The 23,714-nt window shown below is 61.0% G+C and carries 26 protein-coding genes; 12 read left to right on the top strand and 14 right to left on the bottom strand.

The features are described from left to right. Positions 1-167 precede the first annotated feature (167 nt). Together HU773_RS10275 and htpX are read left to right on the top strand one after the other, a co-directional pair. Entirely contained in the window at positions 168-1,379 is a 1,212-nt protein-coding gene (locus HU773_RS10275) for a pyridoxal phosphate-dependent aminotransferase (protein WP_029298044.1), read from the top strand. A 304-nt stretch (positions 1,380-1,683) separates the two neighbouring features. Then, entirely contained in the window at positions 1,684-2,571 is an 888-nt protein-coding gene (gene htpX / locus HU773_RS10270; protein WP_029298042.1) for a protease HtpX, read from the top strand. Positions 2,572-2,628: 57 nt separating this feature from the next. Here htpX and HU773_RS10265 read toward each other — a convergent pair whose 3' ends face one another. After that, positions 2,629-3,285 (bottom strand): thiopurine S-methyltransferase, encoded by a 657-nt coding sequence (locus tag HU773_RS10265; RefSeq protein ID WP_186625776.1) that lies wholly within the window; start codon positions 3,283-3,285, stop codon positions 2,629-2,631. A gap of 103 nt (positions 3,286-3,388) precedes the next feature. On the opposite strand from HU773_RS10265, the gene HU773_RS10260 reads away from it, so the two are divergent. Next, positions 3,389-4,156 (top strand): DODA-type extradiol aromatic ring-opening family dioxygenase, encoded by a 768-nt coding sequence (locus HU773_RS10260; protein ID WP_057958938.1) that lies wholly within the window; start codon positions 3,389-3,391, stop codon positions 4,154-4,156. 97 nt (positions 4,157-4,253) lie between these two features. Here the strand turns inward: HU773_RS10260 and HU773_RS10255 are convergent, their stop codons facing one another. Continuing rightward, the gene (locus HU773_RS10255) at positions 4,254-5,927 is read right to left on the bottom strand and encodes a DEAD/DEAH box helicase (protein WP_017136163.1); all 1,674 of its coding nucleotides are present in this window, start codon (positions 5,925-5,927) and stop codon (positions 4,254-4,256) included. Positions 5,928-6,349: 422 nt separating this feature from the next. Between HU773_RS10255 and HU773_RS10250 the strand changes: the two genes are divergently transcribed. Continuing rightward, positions 6,350-7,141, top strand: coding sequence for a crotonase/enoyl-CoA hydratase family protein (locus tag HU773_RS10250; RefSeq protein WP_057958937.1), 792 nt, complete (start codon positions 6,350-6,352; stop codon positions 7,139-7,141). 334 nt (positions 7,142-7,475) lie between these two features. On the opposite strand, the gene HU773_RS10245 is transcribed toward HU773_RS10250, so the two are convergent. Further along, the gene (locus HU773_RS10245; RefSeq protein ID WP_057439179.1) at positions 7,476-8,231 is read right to left on the bottom strand and encodes a spermidine synthase; all 756 of its coding nucleotides are present in this window, start codon (positions 8,229-8,231) and stop codon (positions 7,476-7,478) included. A 142-nt stretch (positions 8,232-8,373) separates the two neighbouring features. Between HU773_RS10245 and HU773_RS10240 the strand changes: the two genes are divergently transcribed. Next, positions 8,374-9,720, top strand: a complete 1,347-nt coding sequence (locus tag HU773_RS10240) for a class II 3-deoxy-7-phosphoheptulonate synthase (RefSeq protein ID WP_057958936.1) — start codon at positions 8,374-8,376, stop codon at positions 9,718-9,720. A gap of 88 nt (positions 9,721-9,808) precedes the next feature. On the opposite strand, the gene HU773_RS10235 is transcribed toward HU773_RS10240, so the two are convergent. Together HU773_RS10235 and HU773_RS10230 are read right to left on the bottom strand one after the other, a co-directional pair. Continuing rightward, the gene (locus HU773_RS10235; RefSeq protein ID WP_169989337.1) at positions 9,809-11,041 is read right to left on the bottom strand and encodes a winged helix-turn-helix domain-containing protein; all 1,233 of its coding nucleotides are present in this window, start codon (positions 11,039-11,041) and stop codon (positions 9,809-9,811) included. Between the two features lie 43 nt (positions 11,042-11,084). Then, positions 11,085-11,291, bottom strand: a complete 207-nt coding sequence (locus tag HU773_RS10230; protein ID WP_186625777.1) for a DUF1127 domain-containing protein — start codon at positions 11,289-11,291, stop codon at positions 11,085-11,087. Positions 11,292-11,361: 70 nt separating this feature from the next. Here HU773_RS10230 and HU773_RS10225 point away from each other — a divergent pair, with 70 nt between their 5' ends. Further along, positions 11,362-12,243, top strand: coding sequence for a LysR family transcriptional regulator (locus HU773_RS10225; protein ID WP_120734414.1), 882 nt, complete (start codon positions 11,362-11,364; stop codon positions 12,241-12,243). On the opposite strand, the gene HU773_RS10220 is transcribed toward HU773_RS10225, so the two are convergent. After that, entirely contained in the window at positions 12,233-12,982 is a 750-nt protein-coding gene (locus tag HU773_RS10220) for a sulfite exporter TauE/SafE family protein (RefSeq protein WP_057439181.1), read from the bottom strand. The two genes, HU773_RS10225 and HU773_RS10220, sit on opposite strands and share 11 nt — an antisense overlap. 110 nt (positions 12,983-13,092) lie before the next feature. Between HU773_RS10220 and HU773_RS10215 the strand changes: the two genes are divergently transcribed. The 3 genes from HU773_RS10215 to HU773_RS10205 all read left to right on the top strand — a co-directional run bounded on the left by HU773_RS10215 (position 13,093) and on the right by HU773_RS10205 (position 15,113). Then, positions 13,093-14,043, top strand: a complete 951-nt coding sequence (locus HU773_RS10215) for a LysR family transcriptional regulator (RefSeq protein ID WP_169989340.1) — start codon at positions 13,093-13,095, stop codon at positions 14,041-14,043. 77 nt (positions 14,044-14,120) lie between these two features. Beyond that, positions 14,121-14,564, top strand: a complete 444-nt coding sequence (locus tag HU773_RS10210; RefSeq protein WP_186625779.1) for a MarR family winged helix-turn-helix transcriptional regulator — start codon at positions 14,121-14,123, stop codon at positions 14,562-14,564. A 129-nt stretch (positions 14,565-14,693) separates the two neighbouring features. Beyond that, positions 14,694-15,113 (top strand): organic hydroperoxide resistance protein, encoded by a 420-nt coding sequence (locus HU773_RS10205; protein WP_057439183.1) that lies wholly within the window; start codon positions 14,694-14,696, stop codon positions 15,111-15,113. Positions 15,114-15,174: 61 nt separating this feature from the next. Here HU773_RS10205 and HU773_RS10200 read toward each other — a convergent pair whose 3' ends face one another. Both HU773_RS10200 and earP read right to left on the bottom strand, forming a co-directional pair. After that, on the bottom strand, positions 15,175-15,747 hold the full coding sequence (locus HU773_RS10200; protein ID WP_003172723.1) for an elongation factor P: 573 nt from the start codon (positions 15,745-15,747) through the stop codon (positions 15,175-15,177). Positions 15,748-15,796: 49 nt separating this feature from the next. Continuing rightward, positions 15,797-16,930: an elongation factor P maturation arginine rhamnosyltransferase EarP gene (earP, locus tag HU773_RS10195; RefSeq protein WP_186625781.1), complete on the bottom strand. Its 1,134-nt coding sequence runs from the start codon at positions 16,928-16,930 to the stop codon at positions 15,797-15,799. Between the two features lie 132 nt (positions 16,931-17,062). On the opposite strand from earP, the gene HU773_RS10190 reads away from it, so the two are divergent. Together HU773_RS10190 and HU773_RS10185 are read left to right on the top strand one after the other, a co-directional pair. Then, a complete protein-coding gene (locus HU773_RS10190) occupies positions 17,063-17,431 on the top strand; it encodes a hypothetical protein (RefSeq protein WP_057958932.1) in 369 nt (122 codons plus the stop codon). 14 nt (positions 17,432-17,445) lie between these two features. Beyond that, positions 17,446-17,928, top strand: a complete 483-nt coding sequence (locus HU773_RS10185; RefSeq protein WP_057444675.1) for a GreA/GreB family elongation factor — start codon at positions 17,446-17,448, stop codon at positions 17,926-17,928. 5 nt (positions 17,929-17,933) lie between these two features. Here HU773_RS10185 and cysB read toward each other — a convergent pair whose 3' ends face one another. The 5 genes from cysB to HU773_RS10160 form a co-directional block, all read right to left on the bottom strand. After that, positions 17,934-18,908 carry an HTH-type transcriptional regulator CysB gene (gene cysB / locus HU773_RS10180; RefSeq protein ID WP_057958931.1) on the bottom strand — a complete coding sequence of 325 codons (975 nt, stop codon included), beginning with the start codon at positions 18,906-18,908 and terminating at the stop codon, positions 17,934-17,936. A gap of 104 nt (positions 18,909-19,012) precedes the next feature. After that, positions 19,013-19,513, bottom strand: coding sequence for a universal stress protein (locus HU773_RS10175; RefSeq protein WP_057958930.1), 501 nt, complete (start codon positions 19,511-19,513; stop codon positions 19,013-19,015). 70 nt (positions 19,514-19,583) lie between these two features. Further along, on the bottom strand, positions 19,584-20,501 hold the full coding sequence (locus HU773_RS10170) for a 5'-nucleotidase (RefSeq protein WP_038447487.1): 918 nt from the start codon (positions 20,499-20,501) through the stop codon (positions 19,584-19,586). 9 nt (positions 20,502-20,510) lie between these two features. Next, positions 20,511-21,473, bottom strand: coding sequence for a putative 2-dehydropantoate 2-reductase (locus HU773_RS10165; protein ID WP_186625783.1), 963 nt, complete (start codon positions 21,471-21,473; stop codon positions 20,511-20,513). Next, on the bottom strand, positions 21,470-21,805 hold the full coding sequence (locus tag HU773_RS10160; protein ID WP_115127847.1) for a thioredoxin family protein: 336 nt from the start codon (positions 21,803-21,805) through the stop codon (positions 21,470-21,472). The genes HU773_RS10165 and HU773_RS10160 overlap by 4 nt, the downstream gene beginning before the upstream one ends. Positions 21,806-21,992: 187 nt before the next feature. On the opposite strand from HU773_RS10160, the gene HU773_RS10155 reads away from it, so the two are divergent. Continuing rightward, the gene (locus HU773_RS10155; RefSeq protein WP_029297994.1) at positions 21,993-23,069 is read left to right on the top strand and encodes a 3-deoxy-7-phosphoheptulonate synthase; all 1,077 of its coding nucleotides are present in this window, start codon (positions 21,993-21,995) and stop codon (positions 23,067-23,069) included. 56 nt (positions 23,070-23,125) lie between these two features. Here HU773_RS10155 and HU773_RS10150 read toward each other — a convergent pair whose 3' ends face one another. Next, complete coding sequence (locus HU773_RS10150) at positions 23,126-23,407, bottom strand: GNAT family N-acetyltransferase (RefSeq protein WP_029297992.1); 282 nt, start codon at positions 23,405-23,407, stop codon at positions 23,126-23,128. Positions 23,408-23,714: the final 307 nt, after the last annotated feature.

Below are 23,714 nucleotides of genomic sequence, written 5' to 3'. Positions count from 1 at the left end.
TCTTTTCCATGGATCAGGCGGCACGTATGATTGCGCCTCTTCAAAGCGCCAGTCTGGCACCCGCGTTATCGGCATTCAAACGTATTTATGGGTCAGGCCACACGCAGGATTCCCAGCACGGTAGTCTTCACATCGTCTGGATCGTTCATTTTCGGGATCACATCGCCATGCAGGTCAGCAAATCGAATAAGCTCGCCAACGTCTGCTACGACATTCGCGGCCCAGTGCTCAAGCACGCCAAACGCCTGGAAGAGGAAGGCCATCGCATCCTCAAGCTGAACATTGGCAACCCGGCGCCCTTTGGTTTCGAAGCACCGGACGAAATCCTCCAGGACGTGATCCGCAACCTGCCCACCGCCCAAGGCTATAGCGACTCCAAAGGCTTGTTCAGCGCGCGCAAGGCCGTGATGCAGTACTACCAGCAAAAGCAGGTGGAAGGGGTCGGTATCGAAGATATCTACCTGGGCAACGGCGTCTCCGAGCTGATCGTGATGGCCATGCAAGCCCTGCTCAACAACGGCGACGAAGTGCTGGTGCCGGCGCCTGACTACCCGCTGTGGACGGCGGCCGTGACCCTGGCGGGCGGCCATCCGGTGCATTACCTGTGCGACGAGCAAGCCAACTGGTGGCCGGACCTGGCTGATATCAAGGCCAAGATCACGCCCAATACCAAGGCGCTGGTGATCATCAACCCGAACAACCCGACGGGCGCAGTGTATTCCAAGGAAGTGCTGCTGGGCATGCTGGAACTGGCGCGCCAGCACAACCTGGTGGTGTTCTCCGACGAGATCTACGACAAGATCCTCTACGACGACGCCGTGCACATCTGTACCGCCTCCCTGGCCCCGGACCTGCTGTGCCTGACCTTCAACGGCCTGTCCAAGTCCTACCGGGTGGCGGGTTTCCGTTCCGGCTGGGTGGCCATCTCCGGGCCCAAGCACAATGCCCAGAGCTACATCGAAGGCATCGATATGCTGGCCAATATGCGCCTGTGCGCCAACGTGCCGAGCCAGCACGCGATCCAGACCGCGCTGGGTGGCTACCAGAGCATCAACGACCTGGTACTGCCGGCCGGCCGCCTGCTGGAGCAGCGCAACCGTACCTGGGAACTGCTCAACGACATTCCCGGCGTCAGTTGCGTCAAACCCATGGGCGCCCTGTATGCGTTCCCACGGATTGACCCGAAGGTCTGCCCGATCCACAACGACGAGAAGTTCGTCCTCGACCTGCTGCTGTCGGAAAAGCTGCTGGTGGTCCAGGGCACGGCGTTCAACTGGCCGTGGCCCGACCACTTCCGTGTGGTGACCCTGCCGCGCGTGGATGACCTGGACATGGCCATCGGGCGCATTGGCAACTTCCTGAAGTCCTATCGCCAGTAACCCGGCTTTCGCTGTACGGCCCGCAAAAGGTCGTACAGCGAGTATCTGGCAACACATTCTGTACCCAGACACACCTTCTGCTCCGCCCGCTTCCCCTCTACCCTGTACTTACCCGCAATCGTGGGGCGCAGACGCCAGCCAAGGGCAATTTTCACGGGTCCCAAGCCTCGGAAAATCCCTGCAAGCCTCTACATTCATGCTGTAGGACACAGTTTGAAATAGTCGCCCGGTTGAATAGCCCACTGCCGCACCTTATATACCCCGCAGTACGCGACATATTAAGCATGAGGAGAATTCTACAACCATGATGCGCATCCTGCTGTTCTTGGCCACTAACCTGGCGGTCGTGCTGATTGCCAGCATCACCCTGAGCCTTTTCGGCTTCAACGGGTTCATGGCGGCCAACGGGGTTGATCTGAACCTCAATCAGCTGCTGGTTTTCTGTGCCGTCTTTGGTTTTGCCGGCTCGATCTTCTCGCTGTTCATCTCCAAGTGGATGGCGAAGATGAGCACCAGCACCCAGATCATCACCCAGCCACGCACCCGGCATGAGCAATGGCTGCTGCAGACCGTCGAGCAACTGTCCCGCGAAGCCGGGATCAAGATGCCCGAAGTCGGCATCTTCCCGGCCTACGAGGCCAACGCCTTCGCCACTGGCTGGAACAAGAACGATGCTCTTGTTGCCGTCAGCCAGGGTTTGCTGGAGCGTTTCTCGCCCGACGAAGTGAAGGCCGTGCTGGCCCACGAGATCGGCCACGTCGCCAACGGTGACATGGTCACCCTGGCATTGGTCCAGGGCGTGGTGAACACCTTCGTGATGTTCTTTGCACGGATCATCGGCAACTTTGTCGACAAGGTGATCTTCAAGAACGAAGGCGGCCAGGGTATCGCCTACTACGTGGCGACCATCTTTGCCGAACTGGTACTGGGCTTCCTTGCCAGCTCCATCGTGATGTGGTTCTCGCGCAAACGCGAATTCCGCGCCGACGAAGCCGGCGCGCAACTGGCCGGTACTGCCGCCATGATCGGCGCCCTGCAACGCCTGCGCTCCGAACAGGGCCTGCCGGTGCATATGCCGGACACCCTGAATGCCTTCGGCATCAACGGTGGCGTCAAGCAAGGCCTGGCGCGGATGTTCATGAGCCACCCGCCACTGGAAGAGCGGATCGACGCACTGCGTCGTCGCGGCTGACAGCCAGCGGGTAAAAAAAGGGGCGATTGAATCGCCCCTTTTTTGTGGGCGCGTGATTTACAGCGGCGCCAACCGGTAAACCCGCTCCTCCAGCCGCGTGACACCGCCCTGGGCGAACTTCGGGCTCTCGGCCAGGATATCCCGCTGCTCCAGGACGCTCAGGCGCCAGTGCACTCCCAGCAGCCCACGGACTTCATCGTCGCTCACGGCAAACGGCGGGCCTGCCTTCAGGGCCTGCTCATAGTCCAGGCTGATCAGCAGGCCACTGTCCACCTGCGGCGCAATCGCCTGCAAATGCGCGGCATAGCGCTCGCGCATCAACGGCGGCAAGGCGATCAGCGCCGCCCGGTCGTAGAGGGCCGTGCAGCCCGCCACATCTTCGCGGCTCAACTCGAAGAAGTCACCGCACCACAGCTCGATAGCGCCTGCCTGATACACCTTGAAGCTACCCCGTTGGCTGACTTGCGCAACCAGGCGCTGCTCCTGGAAAAACTCTTCAATGGCCTTTTCCGACAGCTCCACCCCCAGGACTCGATGCCCCTGGTTCGCCAGCCAGACCAGATCCAGGCTCTTGCCACATAGCGGCACCAGCACCCCCACCCCGCTGGCCAACCCCAGGCCCGGCCAGTGTCGCTGCAAATAGGGATTGACCTCGGGCAGGTGAAAGCCGATCTGATTACGTGCCCAGCGGTCATGCCAAAAGGTGGAGTCCATGAATAATCCTGAAAATTCGATCAAATAGCGCTAAAACTTATATTAGATTTAGATCAATGATCTGATTGAAGATGGTCCCATCTTAACCTTGAGGACCCCACTCATGCTGCCCAGCCTGTTTATTTCCCACGGCTCGCCCATGCTTGCCCTGCAACCCGGCGCCAGCGGGCCGGCCCTTGCACGCCTGGCGGCGGACTTGCCACGCCCCAAGGCAATCGTGGTGATGTCCGCACACTGGGAAAGCCGTGAACTGCTGGTCAGCGCCAGCCCCGCCCCAGAGACCTGGCACGACTTCGGCGGCTTCCCCCGCGAACTGTTTGCCGTGCAGTATCCGGCACCGGGTGATCCGGCACTGGCCCAGCAGATCGTCGAGTTGCTCATCGCCGATGGCTTGCAAGCCCGCCTCGATCACCAGCGCCCGTTCGACCATGGCACCTGGGTGCCGCTGTCGCTGATGTACCCGGCGGCCGACATCCCTGTGGTGCAGGTCTCCCTGCCCAGCCATATGGGCCCCGTCCTGCAAACCCGCATCGGCCAGGCACTGCGCGGCTTGCGCGAACAGGGCGTGCTGTTGATCGGCTCGGGCAGCATCACCCATAACCTCGGCGAACTGGACTGGCAGGCCGGGCCGCAAAGCATCGAGCCCTGGGCACGGGAGTTCCGCGACTGGGTCGTCGACCAACTCGGCGCCGAGGATGAAGCTGCCTTGCACGACTACCGCCGCCAGGCACCCCATGCAGTGCGCAGCCATCCCAGCGATGAGCACTTGTTGCCACTGTATTTCGCGCGCGGTGCGGGCGGGCAGTTCAGTGTGGTCCACCAGGGGTTCACCCTGGGAGCCTTGGGGATGGATATCTATCGTTTTGCTTAACCACGGTTTTTTGTAGGGCCCCGGGGAAACCCAGGCAAAAAAAATCCCCGAACCAGTCGGGGATTTTTTATGTTCGATCAATCAACCCGAGGGCTGATCAATCTTCGCGATAGCGACGCAGCTTGAGCTGCTTGCCGGCAACGCGGGTGTCTTTCAGCTTGGCCAGCAACTTCTCCAGGCCATCTTCCGGCAGCTCAACCAGAGAGAAGCTGTCACGCACCTGGATGCGACCGATCGCTTCACGTGCCAGGCCACCCTCGTTGAGGATAGCGCCCAGCAGGTTCTTGGCAGCGATGCCATCACGCGCACCCAGCGCGGTACGGCAACGAGCACGGCCTTCGGCCAATGGAACCGGCGCACGACGCTCACGATCACCACGGTCCGGACGGTCGCCAGTACGCTCTGGACGATCACCGCGCGGGGCGTTGTTCGGCACCAGTGGACGTTCTTTCTCGATCGCCGCCAGGGTCAGTGCCTGACCGTTGGTAGCCTTGCGCAGCAGGGCTGCAGCCAGGGCGCGTGGGGTGCAACCGATATCGGCGGTCAGGCGGTCCAGCAGGTCGCCGTGGGTCGATTCAGCGTCAGCCACCAGCGGCGACAGGCTGTTGGTCAGTTTCTTGATGCGGGCATCGAGAACGGCCTGGGCATCCGGCAGGCGGACTTCGGCAACTTTCTGACCGGTTACACGCTCGATCACTTGCAGCATGCGGCGCTCACGCGGAGTCACCAGCAGCAGTGCACGACCTTCGCGACCGGCACGGCCGGTACGGCCGATACGGTGAACGTAGGACTCTGGGTCGTACGGCATGTCAACGTTGAACACGTGGGTGATACGTGGAACGTCGAGACCACGGGCAGCTACGTCGGTCGCCACAACGATGTCCAGACGGCCATCCTTGAGAGAGTCGATGACGCGCTCACGTTGGTTCTGGGCAATGTCACCGTTCAGCGCAGCGGCTTTGTAGCCTTTGGCTTCCAGGGCACTGGCCAGGTCCAGGGTCGCTTGCTTGGTGCGCACGAACATGATCAGGGCGTCGAAATCTTCGACTTCCAGCAGGCTCAATACAGCCGAGGTCTTCTGGTCAGCGTGAACCAACAGGTGAGCCTGTTCGATCGCGGTAACGGTCTGGGTCTTGGTCTGGATCTTCACGTGTTGCGGATCGCGCAGATGGCGTTCGGCAATGGCACGGATCGACTGTGGCAGGGTAGCCGAGAACAGTACGGTCTGACGGGTCGGTGGCAGCGCCTTGAAGATGACTTCCAGGTCATCCATAAAGCCCAGCTTCAACATTTCGTCAGCTTCGTCGAGAACCAGGTGGTTCACGGTCGACAGGACTTTTTCGTCACGACGCAGGTGGTCGCACAGACGGCCCGGCGTGGCGACAACAATCTGTGCGCCATTACGGATTGCTTTCAGTTGTGGGCCCATAGGCGCGCCGCCGTAAACGGCCACAACGGTAACGCCCGGCATTTGCTTGGCGTAGGTTTCGAAAGCGGTTGCTACTTGCAGCGCCAACTCACGGGTTGGCGCCAGGATCAGGGCTTGCGGCTCGCGCTTGGCAGGATCGATGCAGTGCAGGATTGGCAGGGCGAACGCGGCGGTTTTACCGGTACCGGTTTGCGCCTGGCCAATCATGTCTTGGCCGGCCATGATGATCGGGATCGATTGCTGCTGAATAGCCGAAGGTTCTTCGTAGCCGGTCGCAATGACGGCAGCAAGAATGTTCGGGTTAAGATTAAAAGCGGCGAAGCCGCCGGTTTCCTGGGTCATGGGTCTGCCTCTAAGTGCATCCGCAAAGACCCATGCTCCAAAGCTGCGCATGCCGTGTTGAGACTCAAGAGTCGCCCTGGCTGCTTTGTCGGCGGGGATTTGCGAAAACGAATGAATGAAAAAGATTCGTCAAGGGAGAGTCCGCTGTGCGGACGTGCAGCCGAAGCTGACTTCGGGGAATTGCGCTACCTAAACGCGGCCCGGTTAAAGGCCGGCGCGCACTATACCGGAAATCCCTGAAAAAGGGAGCTTTTTTTATCGGAAAAGGCCATTCCACTGCTCTGTGTCACTGGCTTTGCGCATCTTCGCAGGAACGTCTATTTTTCAAAGGCCCGGCCCCGTTGGTCATTGCGCTTAAACGCTTCACCTTTTGCAGTGGGCCCTTCGGTCCGAAACTGCCTTTCGCGCCCGAGGATGCCCCCATGAGTCAAGCCAGTAGCAGCCGCGTCAGCCGTGAACTACAAGGGCATGTCCTGCTGCTGGGGCTCGATCGGGTAGCCAAGCGCAACGCCTTTGACCTCGATCTGCTCAACGAACTGAGCCTGGCCTATGGCGAATTCGATCGTAATGAAGAAGCGCGGGTGGCCGTGGTGTTCGGGCATGGCGAGCATTTCACCGCCGGACTGGACCTGATCAACGTCGCCCACACCATGGCCCAAGGCTGGCAGCCGCCGCTGGGAGGTTGCGACCCGTGGGGCGTGTTCGCCGGGCCCAGGGTCAGCAAGCCGGTGATCGTTGCCGCACAGGGCTATTGCCTGACCATCGGTATCGAATTGATGCTCGCGGCAGATATCAACCTGTGTGCCAGCAATACGCGCTTTGCGCAGATGGAAGTGCAGCGCGGGATCTTTCCTTTTGGTGGTGCCACCCTGCGCCTGCACCAGATCGCCGGCTGGGGCAACGCCATGCGCTGGCTGCTGACGGGCGATGAGTTCGATGCCCATGAAGCTTTAAGACTGGGACTGGTGCAAGAGGTCATGGCCAGCGAGGACCTGCTGCCTCGAGCACTGACCCTGGCCAACCGGATTGCCAGCCAGGCACCGCTGGGCGTGCAGGCGACGTTGACATCGGCGCGCCAGGCGCGGGATGAAGGCGAGAGCGCTGCGGCGGCCGGGTTGCCGGTGCTGGTCGAAAAACTGCTTAACAGCGAGGATGCCAAGGAAGGGGTGCGGGCGATGCTGGAGAAGCGGCCGGGGGTATTCAAGGGGCTGTGAGCAGGCAGTGATGGCCTCATCGTGAGTAAGTCGAATCGGCGCACCGTCCCATTTGACTGCGTACACCTGTGGGCTTGCCCGCGATGAGCATAGGTCTCTACACAACTCTCTTCTCGGTATGTGTACATAGCCATTGCTGCGGTAACGGCGGCTATTGGTTCCGCCCTGACGGCGGCTCACTTTCGAAAAGCGCGAAAATAACCAAAGCGCTTTTGCCACCACTCGGTGCCTCGCCTAGGCTCGGCATGCCCGCAGCAACAGATATGTACACAAACCTGAGAAGCACTAAAGAGATGTGCAGAGACCTAGGCCGCAATGCGGCCAGTACAGGCAACTAAGTCGCCGGCCGAACCGCCTTGATCAAGGCCTGCAACGAATACCCCAGGCGCGGCGCCAGCGCCTCGGCCCGCGCAGACACCGCCGCCAGGTCCAGCGTCTGGTCCAGGTCCGCCGGCACGATCAGGATCACATTGCCCTCCTTCACCGGCAGCTCCCAGTAATGCCGATGATAAAGCCCACGCAACAACGCAGCGCCCAGGGGCTTGCCATCATCGGTGGCCCATTGATTGATCACCAGCCAACCACCAGGGTTGAGCTTCTTCTGGCAGTTCTCCAGGAAGGTCCAGGCCAGGTGGCCAACCCCCGGCCCCACATCGGTATACAAGTCGACGAAAATCAGGTCCGCCGGCTCCGCCGTCTCCAGCAACTCCAGCGCATCGCCCACGCGGATGTACAGCCGCGGATCATCATCCAGCCCCAGGTATTCGATGGCCAGGCGCGGTACATCCGGGCGCAGTTCAATGGCTTCGACATCTTCCAGGGGCAGGAACTTGAGGCAGGCCTGGGTCAGCGTCCCCGCCCCCAGGCCAAGGAACAGCGCACTTTCGGGATGCTCGTGGCACAAGGCGCCAATCAACATGGCACGGGTGTAGTCATACTCCAGCCAGCTTGGATCGGCGGTGAACACACAGCTCTGCTCGATGGCATCGCCAAACTCGAGAAAGCGGTAATCGGCCACTTCCAGCACACGGATCATGCCGAAGTCATCGTGGACCTCAGCCAACAGGCGCTCGACGCGCTCCTCAGTCATTTCATCTCCTAATGGGCCCGGGCACGGGTTCAAGCCGCCTGGTAGCAAGCGGGAAAGGCGCGATTGTCGGCCAAGCGGCGCCAGCAGGTCACGCACTAATTGCTGATAACATGCACGTTCCCGACATTCATTCGAGTTCACGATGAGCCAACCCTGGAGCCCCGACAGCTGGCGCGCCCTGCCGATCCAGCAACAACCCCACTACCCTGACGCCGCGCACTTGCTGCAGGTCGAGCAGAGCCTGGCCAGTTACCCGCCGCTGGTATTCGCCGGTGAAGCCAGGGAGTTGCGCCGCCAGTTTGCCGAAGTGACCCAGGGTCGCGCATTCCTGCTGCAAGGTGGCGACTGCGCCGAGAGCTTTGCCGAGTTCTCCGCTGCAAAAATCCGCGACACCTTCAAAGTGCTGCTGCAGATGGCCATTGTCATGACCTTCGCCGCCGGCTGCCCGGTGGTCAAGGTCGGGCGCATGGCCGGCCAGTTCGCCAAGCCGCGCTCGGCCAACGATGAAACCATCGACGGCATCACCCTGCCCGCCTACCGTGGCGATATCGTCAACGGTATTGGCTTCGACGAGAAAAGCCGCGTCCCGGATCCGGACCGCCTGTTGCAGTCCTACCACCAGTCCACCGCGACCCTGAACCTGCTGCGAGCCTTCGCCCAGGGCGGTTTTGCCGACCTGCACCAGGTGCACAAGTGGAACCTGGACTTTATCGCCAACTCTGCGCTGGCCGACAAGTACAGCCAACTGGCAAACCGCATCGACGAAACCCTGGCCTTCATGCGCGCCTGCGGCATGGACAGCTCGCCACAACTGCGCGAGACCAGTTTCTTCACCGCCCACGAAGCGCTGCTGCTCAACTACGAGCAAGCCTTTGTGCGTCGTGACAGCCTGACCAACGACTACTACGACTGTTCGGCCCATATGCTGTGGATCGGCGACCGTACACGCCAGCTCGATGGTGCCCACGTCGAGTTCCTGCGCGGGGTGAACAACCCGATCGGGGTCAAGGTCGGCCCGAGCATGAACCCCGAGGATCTGCTTCGCCTGATCGACATTCTCAACCCGGACAACGACCCCGGCCGCCTGAACCTGATCGCACGCATGGGCGCCAACAAGGTCGGCGACCACCTGCCCAACCTGATCCGCGCCGTGCAGCGCGAAGGCAAGCAGGTGTTGTGGAGCAGCGACCCGATGCATGGCAACACCATCAAGGCCAGCAGCGGCTACAAGACCCGGGACTTCGCGCAGATCCTCAGTGAAGTGAAGGAATTCTTCCAGGTCCATGAAGCCGAAGGCACTTATGCTGGCGGGATTCATATTGAAATGACCGGGCAGAATGTCACCGAGTGCATCGGCGGTGCGCGGCCGATTACCGAAGATGGCTTGTCGGACCGGTACCACACCCATTGCGACCCGCGAATGAATGCCGATCAGTCGCTGGAGCTGGCGTTCCTGATTGCCGAGACGTTGAAGCAGGTCAAACGCTAGGCAGGTGTGGCCTGAACCAACGCTATCGCGAGCAAGCCGGGCTCCCACCACGGTCAATGTGGGAGCAGGGCTTGCCCGCGATAGCGTCCTATCTGCCAGCCTCCATTGCCAGCATTGCCACCCGCAACCGGGCTGCGCTGTGCCGCTGACAATTGATCTGCACCTGCTCCAACCCCAGCCAATCCGCCATCTGCCGCAGGCTCAACGCCAGCGCCAACATCCCCGCCTCATCCAACCCCGGCTCTTCCTCATGCACGGCATGCACTGCCAACCGCGCATTGGCACGCTCGGCGCGCAGGTCCACCCGTGCGGCGATGCGTTCGTTGTGCAGGAACGGCAGCACGTAATAGCCGTACACCCGCTTGTCCTGCGGGGTGTAGATCTCCAGCCGATAGCGAAAGTCGAACAGGCGCTCGGTACGGCTACGCTCCCAGATCAATGAATCGAAGGGCGACAGCAAGGCGCTGGCTGTCACCTTGCGCGGGACCGTTGGCTCGGGCAGGCAATACGCCGGCTGTTTCCAACCCTGGACCTGGCAGACCTGCAATTGCCCATCCTCGACCAAGTCGGCGAGGCGCCCACGACCCTCTGCCGGGGTCAGGCGAAAATAATCGCGCAGGTCCTTTTCCGTGGCGATACCCAGCGCCGTCGCGGCATGCAGCAACAGGCCACGCTGGGCACTGTGCTCGCTCAAGGGTGCCTGTTGCAGAATCGCTGCCGGGATAACCCGCTCCGGCAGGTCGTACAGCCGCTCGAAACCACGGCGCCCGGCCACCGTCACCAGTCCTGCGGCAAACAGCCATTCCAGGGCCTGCTTTTCATCACTCCAGTCCCACCACGGCCCGGCGCGCTCTTCACGGGTCGACAGGCTGCCCGCCCCCAACGCACCCTGCTGTTCGACGATGGCCAGCACGCGGCGGATGGTCGCCTGTTGCTCGCGCCCAAAACGCGCCATCTGCTGATAGATCCCCTGCCCCTCGGACGCCCGCTGCATGCGCCAGCGCATCAGCGGATACAGCGCCATCGGCAGCAGCGAGGCCTCATGCCCCCAATACTCGAACAGCGTACGCTTGCGCCCCTGGCTCCAGGCCGCCTGTTCCAGCAGCAACGGCGAGTAATGACCCAGGCGGGAAAACAGCGGCAGGTAGTGGGAGCGCACCACGGCATTGACCGAGTCGATCTGCAACACACCCAGGCGCTCGATCAGACGATTGACCTGGGCTGCCTTGATCTGTGCGGGCGGCTGGCGCCCGGAAAAGCCTTGGGCCGCCAGTGCCAGGCGGCGTGCTTGCTTGAGGGAAAAGCGCAGTTCTGCGGGCATGTGCATCTCCTGATTACGCCCGCAGACTGTAGCGCGGTGGCCGTCATTTACCCAACGGGTCATTCCACACAAACCGGTGGCGTTCATGCTCGACATCCGCCCGGGTCAAGCCAATATCCTTGAGTGAGTCATCACTCATTTCTGCCAGGACCTGACGCTCGCGCTGCACGGCGTACCAACGGCAAACCCTTTGAAACACCCCGGCCAACGGGCGTTTCACCAACAACACATAACCTCTTTGACCCTTCATCATCTCGCCCTCCAGTGGGGATGACTAAAGTCTGGGCCTGGGGCTATGATCAATCCAACGAATGTTTTTTATGCAACACATCTCAGAGATTGATCAATTGAACAACTACCCGAGCATTGATACCGACGTGCTGCGCACCTTCGTCGCCATCGCCGACCAGGGTGGTTTCACCCGCGCCGGCGAGAAGGTCAACCGCACCCAATCGGCGGTCAGTATGCAAATGAAGCGTCTGGAGGAGGACGTGTTGCAGCGCAAGTTGTTCGAGCGTGATGGCCGGCAGGTCAGGCTTACGCCCGAGGGCCAGGTGTTGCTGGGGTATGCGCGGCGCATCCTGAAGCTGCACAGCGAGGTGTTCAATACCTTGCGCGAGCCGCATATGGTCGGGCTGGTGCGCATCGGCACCCCGGACGACTACGTGATGCGCTACCTGCCCGGTATCCTCAAGCGCTTTTCCAAGGCCTACCCGCTGATCCAGATTGAGATGCACTGCGAAGGCACGCCCGTGTTGATGCAGCGACGTGACCTGGCGTTGACCGTGGTCAGCCGTGAACCGGGGAATGAAATCGGCGAACAGCTGCGCAACGAGCGCATGGTCTGGGTGGCGTCACCGTGCTTCTGCGTGGATGAACACGAGACCCTGCCCCTGGCGATCGCCGGCCTGGACAGCTTTTGCACGCAATGGGCGCGCGCCTCGCTGGAGGCCGTGGGGCGCGAGTATCGCCTGGCCTACCACAGCTCCAACGGTGCGGCGATCCAGGCCGTGGTGGGTGCGGGGCTGGCGGTGACGGTGATGATGGAAAGCCTGGTCACCGACGATCTGCGGATACTCGGCAGTGACGAAGGTTTCGGCCCACTGCACACGGTCAACTTGCGCCTGCTGCGCAACCCGAATATGACCTCGCCCATCACCGAGTGCCTGGCCGAGTACATCCTCGAAGGCTTCAGACTTTAAAGGTCAACATCACCGCGCATACCACCAGGAAGCCGCAGAACAAACCGCGCAGCAGGCGCTCCGGCAACGCGTGGGCGATTTTCACCCCCCAACTGATACTCAGCAGCCCGCCGACCGCCAGGGGCACGCCGATCAGCCAATCCACTTCCTGGTGCCAGGCATAAGTCACCAGGGTGACGCCGGTGCTGGGCAAGGCCAGTGCCAGGGACAGGCCCTGTGCAACCACCTGGGTGGTGCCGAACACGCTGGTCAACACCGGTGTGGCAACCACCGCGCCGCCAACACCAAACAGGCCCCCCATGGATCCCGACGCCGCGCCCAATACCCCCAGCCACGGCCAGGAATAGCGCATCTGCGCCGAAGGTGGCGCATTGCTGGTGACCATGCGCACCAGGTTGTACGCCGACAGGGCCACCAAAAATGCGATAAAACCAATGCGCATCACGCCCGCATCAATGCCTACCGCCCAGATCGAACCCAGCCAGGCAAAGCAAAACCCCGTGATGCCAAGCGGCAAGGCATGGCGCAGCTCAATGCGGTTGCGCTGGTGATAACGCCACAGCGCCAACATCACATTGGGCACGACCATCACCAGCGCAGTGCCTTGGGCGATTTGCTGATCCAGGCCAAACAAGACGCCCAGCACCGGAATCGCGATCAGCCCGCCACCAATGCCAAACAGCCCGCCGACGGTACCCAGGGCTATGCCCAGCACCACATACATCGCCATATCCACCACAACCGTACCCCTGCACCGTCTCAAGCCCTGCATGCTACGCAGTCCACTCTGGTATGGAAACGCACAGCAACGCACAATGGCTATGCCAAATCCGCACAAGCGAATCCCCCATGAACCCCACGACCTTGACCGATCAACTGGGCCTGTTCCTCGACGTGCTGGAGGCCGGAAGCTTTTCCGCAGCGGCGCGGCGCCATCCGCTGACGCCCTCGGCCGTGGCCCGGCGGATCGACAGCCTGGAAAGCGCCATGGGCAGCCAGCTGTTCCTGCGCAGTACCCACGCGGTGCTGCCCACCCCCGCCGGCCTGGCATTTGCCGAGCGGGCGCGGCGGATTGTCCGGGAGTTGCAACTGGCGCGAGCCGAGGCGGTATCACTCAGCCATGCGCCCGAGGGCCTGATTCGCGTGGACGCGCCCGCCGCCTTTGGCCGGCGACACCTGGCACCGGCAATCGCGGACTTTCTGACGGTCTATCCGGGCCTGGACGTGCACCTGCATCTGATCGACAGTTTTGTCGACATGCAGGGCGAGCACCTGGGCAAGGTCGACCTGGTGCTGCGGGCCGGACATATCGTCGACACACGGCTGATCGCCACGCCTTTGGCCAGCATCGTGCGAATCGCCTGCGCCAGCCCGGCCTACCTGAAAAACCGTGGCACGCCGGCCCATCCCAGCCAACTCAGCGAACACGACGGCCTGGACTGGGAAGGTCTGGCGCCGATGTTCGCCTGGCGTTTTGAACTGGATGGTCGCAAGAACACTTACCGCCCACAGCGCATCCGCATGAGCGCCAACAATGCCGAAGCCCTGCTATCGGGCGCTCTGGCCGGACTGGGCATCGCTCACCTGCCCACCTGGCTGACCAGTGAGTACCTGGTGCGCGGCGAACTGGTGCCGTTATTCTGCGAAAACGGCCTGCCGACCGCAGAAACCGCCGGCATCTACGCCCTGCGCCTGGAACAGCAAGCCAATGCTCGCAGCCGTCTGCTGCTGGAGTACCTCAAGAGCCGTTTCAGCCCCGTCCCGCCGTGGGATCTGGCGTTGCAAAGTGGTTGGGGCTGACTGCGCCTGCAGAATTGTCTGGCGCGTTAAAGATTTGGCCGCTAGATTCCAGATCAAATACGCTTTAAGGCACTGCCATGACCCACTCTTGCGACGCCCTGCTCCTCGACAACCAACTGTGCTTCGCCCTGCACTCCACCTCGTTGTTGATGACCAAGGCCTACAAACCCCTGCTGCAGGCCCTTGGCCTGACCTACCCGCAGTACTTGGCCATGATGGTGTTGTGGGAACAAGATGGTTTGACCGTGGGTGAAATCAGCAATCGCCTGCTCACCGATCCGGGCTCACTGACCCCACTGCTCAAGCGCCTGGAAGCCGAAGGCCTGTTAAGCCGCACCCGCAGCCGCGCCGATGAGCGTGTGGTCGTGGTGGAGTTGACCGAGGCTGGCCGAGCACTGCGGGACAAGGCCATGGATGTTCCTCCCTGCATCCTTGGCGCCAGCGGCTTGCAGATGGAGCAACTGCAGAAGCTGCAAGCCGACTTGCTGGAGCTGCGCAGGAATCTGCAGGCCAGCGTCTAGCCGCCCCCAAAAGGTGATCACGATCACTTCAAAAATTTATATTGCGCGCTAAACATTTGCGCGATACATTCATCTCGCCACTTACTTTGCGCGCAAACATTTAGCGCAAAAACCAGCGAGGAATCCCTGATGCAAACCCTCTATACCGCAGTAGCCACCGCCACCGGCGGCCGAGATGGTCGTGCCGTTTCCAGCGACAGCATCCTCGATGTCAAGCTCTCTACCCCTAAAGAGCTGGGCGGCGCGGGCGGCCAGGCCACCAACCCGGAACAACTGTTCGCTGCTGGCTATTCGGCCTGCTTTATCGGCGCCCTGAAATTCGTCGCCAGCCAGAGCAAACGCAAAATCCCCGATGATGCCTCGATCACCGCCCACGTCGGCATCGGCCAGATTCCCGGTGGTTTTGGCCTGGACATCGACCTTCACATATCCCTGCCCGGCCTGGCGCAAGATGAAGCACAGAGCCTGGTAGACGCTGCACATCAAGTCTGCCCGTACTCCAACGCTACCCGTGGCAATGTGGATGTGCGCTTGCATGTCACGGTGTGACAGGTAAACAGGCATAAAAAAACCCGACTCTTGGTCGGGTTTTTTATTGGTAACACCAGAATTACTTCTTGGCGCGACCTTTGTACGAACCACCTTCACGGGTGTCGATTTCGATCAGGTCGTCGATTTCGATGAAATCAGCAACTTGCAGTTCGGTACCGTTAGACAGCTTGGCAGGCTTCATCACTTTGCCCGAAGTGTCGCCGCGAGCGGAACCTTCGGTGTAGGCGACCTTACGCACGATGGTGGTCGGCAGCTCTACGGAAACCAGGCGCTCTTCGAAGAAAATGGCTTCGCAGACGTCTTCCATGCCTTCTTCGATGAACGGCAGAACAGCTTCGATATCTTCAGCGTTCAGCTCGTACATGGTGTAGTCGGTAGTATCCATGAACGTGTAGGTGTCGCCGCTGATGAACGACAGGGTCGCTTCTTTGCGGTCGAGGATCACGTCATCCAGTTTGTCATCGGCGCTGTAGACGATCTCGGTCTTGTAACCGGTCAGCAGGTTCTTCAGCTTGGTCTTCATGATTGCGCTGTTACGACCAGACTTGGTGAACTCAGCTTTCTGAACCAGCCAAGGGTCGTTTTCGAGACGGATCACTGTACCGGGTTTCAGTTCTTTACCAGTTTTCATTACGAATATCCGAAATTTGGATGGGATTTACAAAAATCAAGGTCGCGTATCATATCCAATTTTCATAAAAGTGTACCAGCGCCGTCGCAAGATCGGCCTGCAAGGCCTGTTCCAGACACCATTTTTCGGCATGTGCGGTCACCTCAGGCCAATGCTCAAGGAGCATTTTCCAGTTGGCGGCCATGTCAGCGTCCGTGTTCCAGGCTTGCCAAAGGGCAATCAGTGCACCTTTGGCTACGGGTGACAGGCCCTCGGTGTAGCGCTCAAGGAATGCATCGAGCTTGTCCAGGTGAATGTCTTCATCCTGACGGTAGATATGCCACAACAGCGGGCGCCCGGCCCATTGCGCACGGACGAAGGAATCCTCGCCGCGCACCGCATTGAAGTCGCAGCACCACAACAGGCGGTCGTACTGCTCCTGGCGCACGAACGGCAGCACCTGCACCGTCAGCGCGCCACGCAGGTGTACCTGCCCCACGCCCAGCGCCTCGACGCCCAGCCAGCGCTGCACATCACCAAGGATGCGCCCTTCCGGCACCAGCAGATGGGTGGGCTGCCCGTCGGCCGCCAACACCTCTAGCCAACTGGCCAGGCCGGCATTTTCGTAGGCAAACAGCGAGATCAATCGTGCGCCCGCCACAGGAACAACGCCCAAACCCTGTAGGAATTGTTGCTGAGCCTGGGAATCACGCTGAAACGCCTGACGCTGCTCGATCAACCCGGCCTCACGCAGCAAGCCCCCGGTGCCGGGACGGAATCCCGGAAAGAAGAAGTACTTTTGCACGCCCTTGAACTTGACCGACGGCAAGCCATGGCAACCGACCACCCACTCTTCGGCGCTCAGGTAATCCAGGTTCATCCACAGCGGGGTGCGCTCGCGAGCGGCCATGGCTTCCATGTAGTCCGGGGGCAACTGGCAGGCAAAGGCGGCGATCACCACGTCCGCCGCCGGCGTGGTGGGCCAGTGCGCCGGCCAGTGGCGCACGTCCACGCCCTCCTGCCACTGCTGCGCCGCCTGCACATCAACCTCAGGGCACATGCGCTCGAACGCCCGCAGGTCATCGACCCACAACCGCACCGCACAGCCCTGTTCCGCCACCAATTGCCGGGCCAGGCGCCAGGTCACGCCGATGTCGCCGTAGTTATCGACGACGCTGCAAAAAATATCCCAGCGGGCTTTCATTCCGGGCTCCATCAGTCAAAGGCTCGATTGTCCGCATAATTGCCGCCATGCAGAAGGGTTGATCGCGATTATTCTGCACGCTGGCTATGCGACAATCCCCAGCTCGCCGCAAACGCCCGCCAGGAGGCCGCCATGTCCGATCGCCCGTTGTCGATGTTCAAACTCAGTATTGCCGTGGCCCTGGGCCTGTGGCTGGGCTTTGTCGCCATCGCCCTGACCGGCTGGCTGGCCTCGCGCTACCTGCTTGAACAACCCGTGGCCACCGTCACCCAGGCCGTGCAGCAACTGGGCAAACCACCTGCCGTGACGCCCGAGCCACCGAACCGGATGTTTGAGCAATACCAACAAAACCTGCACAAGCAGGAACAGCAGCAGGTGCTGGATCAGGCCCGGGACAACCCACGCAACCTGTCCAACCCCAAATGCCAGTTCTGGCTCCAGCAGGACCAGAACGCCCCCAGCGACAAGAGCCGGGCCAACGTCCTGCAATTTTGTGATTGAGCCGAAAACCGCCCATGAATAAACACGCCGTCCTCCAGTTGATCCTGGAAAAACTCGTCGCCGATCTGGATGTGGCACAACGCGCCGCGCAAACTGCCTACGAAACCGCAACCCACGAAGAAAACATCGCCGAAAACAAGTACGACACCCTGGGCCTGGAAGCGTCTTACCTGGCTGCCGGGCAAGCCAAACGCGTCGAGGAGATCAAGCAGTCACTGGCGCTGTGCCAGAACCTCAACCTGCGTCCCTACGATGAACAACGGGGTATCGAGGTGGGCGCCCTGCTCGGCCTGGAAGATGACGACGGCCGCCAGCAATGGCTGTTCCTGGCGCCGGACGCGGCAGGCCTGAAAGTCTATGTGGTGGGGCAATTGGTGACCGTCATCACCCCTCGCTCGCCGCTGGGCAAAAGCCTGCTGGGCAAGTTCGAGGGAGATGAGGTGGAGATTACGGTGGCGGGCGCCCGGCAACAATTCGTGGTGACCGAGGCCCGCTAGGCCGATCAGTGAACCGGCAGTTCAATGCCGTCGAACAGCTCTTCCAGTTCCTGCTTGTTGTGGCACTGGATCGCCTTGGCCATGATTTCACGGGTCAGGTGCGGGGCGAACTTCTCGATGAAATCGCACATGAAGCCACGCAGGAACGTGCCACGACGGAAGCCGATCTTGGTCACGCTGGACTCGAACAACTCGCTGGCATCCAGTACCACCAGGTCGCTGTCGAGCTTGGTATCGACGGCCATCTTGGCCACGATACCGACGCCCAGGCCCAGGCGCACGTAGGTCTTGATCACGTCGGCGTCAGCTGCGGTAAACACCACTTTGGGCGTGAGGCCGCGATGGCTGAAGGCTTCGTCGAGCTTGGAGCGGCCGGTGAAGCCGAACACGTAGGTGACAATCGGGTATTCCGCCAGCGCTTCCAGGGTCAGCTTCGGCAGTTTGGCCAGTGGGTGGCCCTGGGGTACCACGACGCAACGGTTCCAGCGATAGCACGGCATCATCACCAGGTCGCCGAACAGCTCCAGGGCTTCGGTGGCGATGGCGAAGTCGACGGTGCCGTCAGCTGCCATCTCAGCGATCTGCATCGGCGAACCCTGGTGCATGTGCAAGGCCACGTCCGGGTACTGCTTGATGAACGAGCTGATCACCGGCGGCAGCGCATAACGGGCCTGGGTGTGGGTGGTGGCGATCGACAGGGTGCCTTTTTTCTCGTTGGAGAATTCCTGGGCGATCTGCTTGATGCTTTCTACCTTGCGCAGGATTTCGCCGGCAGTGGTAATGATGCGCTCACCGGCAGGCGTGACGCGGGTCAGGTGCTTGCCGCTGCGGGCGAACACTTCGACGCCCAATTCGTCTTCAAGCAGGCGGATTTGCTTACTAATACCCGGTTGCGAGGTGTAGAGGCTTTGAGCCGTGGCGGAAACGTTGAGGTCGTGGTGCGCCACTTCCCAGATGTAGCGCAGTTGTTGAAGCTTCATATGTGTCCCTCAAAGCAGATAGACGCCACGGATATCAGCGACGGTATATAACTATATTAAAGGTTGGATTGATAAATCTAGAACTTTTTATCGTTTACACCCCATCACACATCATCACTGCGTCGACGTTGCAGCAAAGGCACCAGATAGACCGGCACCTGGGACAACTGCAACACCCGCGCCGCCGTACGCCCCAACGGGGTCGCAGCTCCTGCGCCCTGGCTATGACTCCCTACGATCAACAAATCCACCGAGAGTTTCTGCGCCTGGTCGAGAATCACTTGGGCGGGATCCCCCTGGATCACCCGCACCGAACGAATCACCTGCAAGTCCTGCTCACCGTCCTGCAACTCTTCACGAAAACTGTCCAGCACCCGCTGTTCGATGTTTGCCATCACTGTATTGAGGCCCTGGCTCTGCCATTCGCTCAGGGCCTGTTCATCAAGATAGGTTTGCAGCACCGATTCTGCGAACAGCCCGATCGGCTCCACCACATGAATCACATACAGCTCCGCCTTGAATGTGCGCGCCATCGCCAGCGCATGTTGCATCACGTAAGGCGCATATACACCCAGGTCTGAGGCATACAACATCGACCGAATCATAGAACCTCCTGGACTGCCAGGATGGCGGGGATTGTTTCAGCTTAGCAGCGCCTCCGCGACTGCGATGAACTTAGCTCTCGACCTGGACTTTCGGCTCATTGCTCACGCCATGGGGCACATGCCCGGTGGCCACCACCTCCCTGGCTTTCTCGCAATGGCCGGCCTGATCGTCAAAAAACACGTCGGCGGCGAACGCTTCAAGGAACGCCGATTTTTCCAGGCCGCCAAGAAACAGCGACTCGTCCAGGCGGATATCCCACTCACGCAAGGTGCGGATCACTCGCTCATGGGACGGTGCCGAACGCGCCGTCACCAGCGCGGTGCGGATCGGGCAAGACTCATCGGGGAACTCGCGCTGCAGCAGATTGAGGGCCGCCAGGAAGCCCTTGAATGGCCCACCGCGCAACGGCTCGCGGGCCGCTTGCCGCTCGCTGGCCTGGAACGCTTCCAGGCCGCCGCTTTGGTAGACGCGCTCTGACTCGTCGGAAAACAGTACCGCGTCACCGTCGAAGGCAATCCGCAACTCAGCGCTGGAAGCCCGACGGGCGCCGCCGGACAAAATGGTCGCCGCCGCAAAACCGGCATCCAGCGCGCTGCGCACATCTTCGGCGTGGGTCGAGAGGAACAGGTGGCTGCCAAACGCCGCCAGATAAGGGTGGGGGTTACGCCCACCGACAAAGGCGGCGCGGGAAATATCCAGGCCGTAGTGCTGGATCGAATTGAACACACGCAAACCGGTGTCGGCGCTGTTGCGCGACACCAGCACCACCTCGACCCGCGCGCGGCCGAGGCTGGCATTCAGGGTCAGGAGTTTCTTGACCAAGGGGAAGGCATCCCCCGGCTCGAGGATTTCTTCCTCGTGGTCGATCTGATATTTGCGGTAGGCCTCGACGCCCTGGGCCAGATAAACCTTATGGCTTTCACCCAGGTCGAACAGGGCGCGCGAGGAAATCGCCAGCACCAGTTTGTCGCTCATCCCTTTGGCCATGTGTGTTCCTCAGTCGTTGCGTCGATCAATAAAACTCAAGGCCTGGTACAACGCCTGCATCCGCGGCAACTCGCAGCCCGCGGCCCTGGCAGCAGCCAGCGGGCGAGCGTAGATCGCGGCCAGTTCCAGGGGTCGCCGGTGCAGATGATCGTGATACATGCTGGGCCAGTAATCCGTCAAACGCTCGGTCATGCTGAACATCTGCTCGGGGTAGCCGGGCGCGATCTCATGGCCGCACGCCTGGGCGCCCTGCACTACTTCGGCCATCAGGCCCTGGATCAATTCCCGGCTGGATTCGTCGGCCATCAACTGCGAGGTATTGGCACCGAGCAGCACCGACAGGCCGTTGTACGGCACATTCCACACCAACTTATGCCAGCGTGCCTGATCCAGGTCGGGCATGGCCTGGGCGTCGATCCCGGCGTGGCGGAACAGCCCGGCGCCCTCTTCGACAATCGCCTGGCGGCGTGCAGCATCAGCCATGGCAGTGCCGCTGTGATAGCCAAGACTGACCCGGCCCATGGCCTGGTGCTCGACGATCCCCGGCCCGGAACGGTGCACGCAGATATAACAAAGCCCGCCAAGCAGGTGCAGGGACTCGGGCAGATACTCGCGCAGGCCGTCCTCGACGGCGAGGCCGTTTTGCAGCAATACAACCTTGGCATCGGGCGCCGCGACCTGGGCAATGGTGGGCGCCAGTTCAACGTTACCGGTGGTCTTGGTGCCCACCAGCAGCCAGTCGCAAGGCGGCATGTCGGCCGCGCTGGCATAGGCCTTGACCGGGTGCAGGCGCAAGGCGCCATGCACCGCACTATTGAGCTGCAAGCCACGCTCACTGACCGCCGCAAATTCACTGCGCAGCAGGAAATGCACATCGAAACCGGCGCGCGCCAGCATCAACCCGTAAAAACCACCAATGGCACCGGTACCGATAATCCCAATGCGTGGCCCTGGCTCAACTGCACTCGTCATGGCAACTCCTCTGGTTCTCGTTTGAGCGCTTCTTCTATAGCCTCACGTAGGTCGCCGGCATTCAGACCCGTCTGCAATGCGCCGTGGAACTGACCCTCGCACACCACAAACAGCGCCGGCAAATGAAAGATCCCGTAGCGCTGCACCGCGCCGCCATTGTGCCCGGCGTCGATCCAGCAGATGCGCGCAACCGGCAGCTCCCAGCCGGGCAACTGCTGGCGCGCCCAGCGGCAACTGGAACAGCCGACACTGGTAAACACCAGCAGCGAAGCACCCGGCAACGCCAGCAACTGCTGGTCGATATCCAAATCCGTCAATTCAAACGCTTTCACTCGATCTGCACCACACCCTTTAACCAGGCAACACACTATCAGGCCGCACGACACCGCGCGCAATTGCCCATTGTCGAGCCGGCTTGTACGCGCTAAGGTTCGGCTCCCCGCTGCATTTAAATCATGCTGTGCTCCGCCGCACGGGGTTCGCTGGCGGCCGGCACCCGTGACCCTGACGAGTAACACGATGGCTGATTTACCGATCAACGACCTAAACGTCGAATCCAACGAGACCCTGATCACGCCCGATCAGCTCAAGCGCGAAATCCCTCTGAGCGACGCTGCATTGCAGACCGTCACCAAGGGCCGCGAAGTCATTCGTGACATCCTCGACGGCACTGACCACCGCCTGTTCGTGGTGATCGGGCCCTGCTCGATCCACGACCTCAAGGCTGCCCACGAGTACGCCGAACGCCTCAAAGTGCTGGCTGCGGAAGTATCCGACACCCTGTACCTGGTGATGCGCGTGTACTTCGAGAAGCCGCGCACTACCGTGGGCTGGAAAGGTCTGATCAACGATCCGTACCTGGACGACTCGTTCAAGATCCAGGATGGTTTGCATATCGGCCGCAAGCTGCTGCTGGACCTGGCTGAAATGGGCCTGCCAACGGCCACCGAAGCCCTGGACCCGATTTCCCCGCAATACCTGCAGGACCTGATCAGTTGGTCGGCGATCGGCGCGCGCACTACCGAATCGCAAACCCACCGCGAAATGGCCTCCGGCCTGTCCTCGGCCGTGGGTTTCAAGAACGGTACCGATGGCGGCCTGACCGTGGCGATCAACGCCCTGCAGTCGGTTTCCAGCCCACACCGTTTCCTGGGGATCAACCAGGAAGGTGGCGTGTCCATCGTCACCACCAAGGGCAACGCCTATGGCCACGTGGTCCTGCGTGGCGGCAATGGCAAGCCCAACTATGATTCGGTCAGCGTGGCCCTGTGCGAACAGGCACTGACCAAGGCGAAGATCAAGCCGAACATCATGGTCGATTGCAGTCACGCCAACTCCAACAAGGATCCGGCCCTGCAACCGCTGGTGATGGAGAACGTGGCCAACCAGATCCTGGAAGGCAACCAGTCGATTATCGGCCTTATGGTCGAAAGCCACCTGAACTGGGGCTGCCAGGCGATTCCAAAGGATCTGGCCGACCTGCAATACGGCGTCTCGATCACCGACGCCTGCATCGACTGGTCCGCCACCGAGACCACCCTGCGCAGCATGCACGCCAAGCTCAAGGACGTATTGCCCAAGCGCAAACGTACCTGACGCACACAAAAACGCCGGGCTAAGCCCGGCGTTTTTTTATGCCTGCCTGTTTGCTTTCACAGCTTCGCGGCATGGCGCTGGTGGCGCTCCATGTAGCGCTCGACGTAGGAGCAGGACGGAATCACCGTGTAGCCCATGCTCTCGGCGTATTGCAGCGCTTCTTCGGTCAGCGCAGCGGCAATGCCGCGCCCACGCAGGGCATTGGGCACAAACGTGCGGTAAATATCCAGGGTCTGCTTCCCCAGGTCCATGTAGGTCAGATAGGCACGATGACCGTCCACATTGGTCTCGAACTGATGACCAGCCTGGTCATGGTGGATGGACAACGCCTCGCTCATCACTACTCCTCGCGGGTCTTGGTTTCTGACCCCTACCTTACCGATGTTTTTCCGGCGAAGGAACATCTACGCCACCCCGTGCCGGTTTCGACAACGAGAAAAGCCCTACAGCACTCACGCCCCGCACGCAGGAATAGTAGGCACCAATCCTGTCATTGCTCAAGGGACACTCGTCATCCATTTGGCTCGCGAACATAGAAAGGGCTGATCGAACATCCTGTGGTCGATAGCCTGAACATTGCCGGCAGTTGAAGCGTGAGACGAACCAGCGCTTTTAAAGTCACCTCTACATGCGCGAAAGATGCCC

It is taken from the genome of Pseudomonas shahriarae (assembly GCF_014268455.2).
GTDB lineage: Bacteria > Pseudomonadota > Gammaproteobacteria > Pseudomonadales > Pseudomonadaceae > Aquipseudomonas > Aquipseudomonas shahriarae.
This window is presented reverse-complemented; position numbering and strand designations above follow the sequence as displayed.

Excerpts from the sequence above, each read along its gene's own strand:
- HU773_RS10200 (WP_003172723.1), bottom strand. The coding sequence starts at position 15,747 with ATGAAAACTGGTAAAGAACTGAAACCCGGTACAGTGATCCGTCTCGAA.
- HU773_RS10230 (WP_186625777.1), bottom strand. The coding sequence starts at position 11,291 with ATGAAGGGTCAAAGAGGTTATGTGTTGTTGGTGAAACGCCCGTTGGCC.
- HU773_RS10275 (WP_029298044.1), top strand. The coding sequence starts at position 168 with ATGCAGGTCAGCAAATCGAATAAGCTCGCCAACGTCTGCTACGACATT.
- HU773_RS10165 (WP_186625783.1), bottom strand. The coding sequence starts at position 21,473 with ATGACGAGTGCAGTTGAGCCAGGGCCACGCATTGGGATTATCGGTACC.
- HU773_RS10175 (WP_057958930.1), bottom strand. The coding sequence starts at position 19,513 with ATGATTCGGTCGATGTTGTATGCCTCAGACCTGGGTGTATATGCGCCT.
- HU773_RS10240 (WP_057958936.1), top strand. The coding sequence starts at position 8,374 with ATGAGCCAACCCTGGAGCCCCGACAGCTGGCGCGCCCTGCCGATCCAG.
- HU773_RS10215 (WP_169989340.1), top strand. The coding sequence starts at position 13,093 with ATGAACCCCACGACCTTGACCGATCAACTGGGCCTGTTCCTCGACGTG.
- cysB (WP_057958931.1), bottom strand. The coding sequence starts at position 18,908 with ATGAAGCTTCAACAACTGCGCTACATCTGGGAAGTGGCGCACCACGAC.
- HU773_RS10155 (WP_029297994.1), top strand. The coding sequence starts at position 21,993 with ATGGCTGATTTACCGATCAACGACCTAAACGTCGAATCCAACGAGACC.
- HU773_RS10265 (WP_186625776.1), bottom strand. The coding sequence starts at position 3,285 with ATGGACTCCACCTTTTGGCATGACCGCTGGGCACGTAATCAGATCGGC.
- HU773_RS10185 (WP_057444675.1), top strand. The coding sequence starts at position 17,446 with ATGAATAAACACGCCGTCCTCCAGTTGATCCTGGAAAAACTCGTCGCC.
- HU773_RS10235 (WP_169989337.1), bottom strand. The coding sequence starts at position 11,041 with ATGCCCGCAGAACTGCGCTTTTCCCTCAAGCAAGCACGCCGCCTGGCA.
- HU773_RS10190 (WP_057958932.1), top strand. The coding sequence starts at position 17,063 with ATGTCCGATCGCCCGTTGTCGATGTTCAAACTCAGTATTGCCGTGGCC.
- HU773_RS10170 (WP_038447487.1), bottom strand. The coding sequence starts at position 20,501 with ATGGCCAAAGGGATGAGCGACAAACTGGTGCTGGCGATTTCCTCGCGC.
- HU773_RS10205 (WP_057439183.1), top strand. The coding sequence starts at position 14,694 with ATGCAAACCCTCTATACCGCAGTAGCCACCGCCACCGGCGGCCGAGAT.
- HU773_RS10255 (WP_017136163.1), bottom strand. The coding sequence starts at position 5,927 with ATGACCCAGGAAACCGGCGGCTTCGCCGCTTTTAATCTTAACCCGAAC.
- htpX (WP_029298042.1), top strand. The coding sequence starts at position 1,684 with ATGATGCGCATCCTGCTGTTCTTGGCCACTAACCTGGCGGTCGTGCTG.
- HU773_RS10260 (WP_057958938.1), top strand. The coding sequence starts at position 3,389 with ATGCTGCCCAGCCTGTTTATTTCCCACGGCTCGCCCATGCTTGCCCTG.
- earP (WP_186625781.1), bottom strand. The coding sequence starts at position 16,930 with ATGAAAGCCCGCTGGGATATTTTTTGCAGCGTCGTCGATAACTACGGC.
- HU773_RS10250 (WP_057958937.1), top strand. The coding sequence starts at position 6,350 with ATGAGTCAAGCCAGTAGCAGCCGCGTCAGCCGTGAACTACAAGGGCAT.
- HU773_RS10150 (WP_029297992.1), bottom strand. The coding sequence starts at position 23,407 with ATGAGCGAGGCGTTGTCCATCCACCATGACCAGGCTGGTCATCAGTTC.
- HU773_RS10245 (WP_057439179.1), bottom strand. The coding sequence starts at position 8,231 with ATGACTGAGGAGCGCGTCGAGCGCCTGTTGGCTGAGGTCCACGATGAC.
- HU773_RS10225 (WP_120734414.1), top strand. The coding sequence starts at position 11,362 with ATGCAACACATCTCAGAGATTGATCAATTGAACAACTACCCGAGCATT.
- HU773_RS10210 (WP_186625779.1), top strand. The coding sequence starts at position 14,121 with ATGACCCACTCTTGCGACGCCCTGCTCCTCGACAACCAACTGTGCTTC.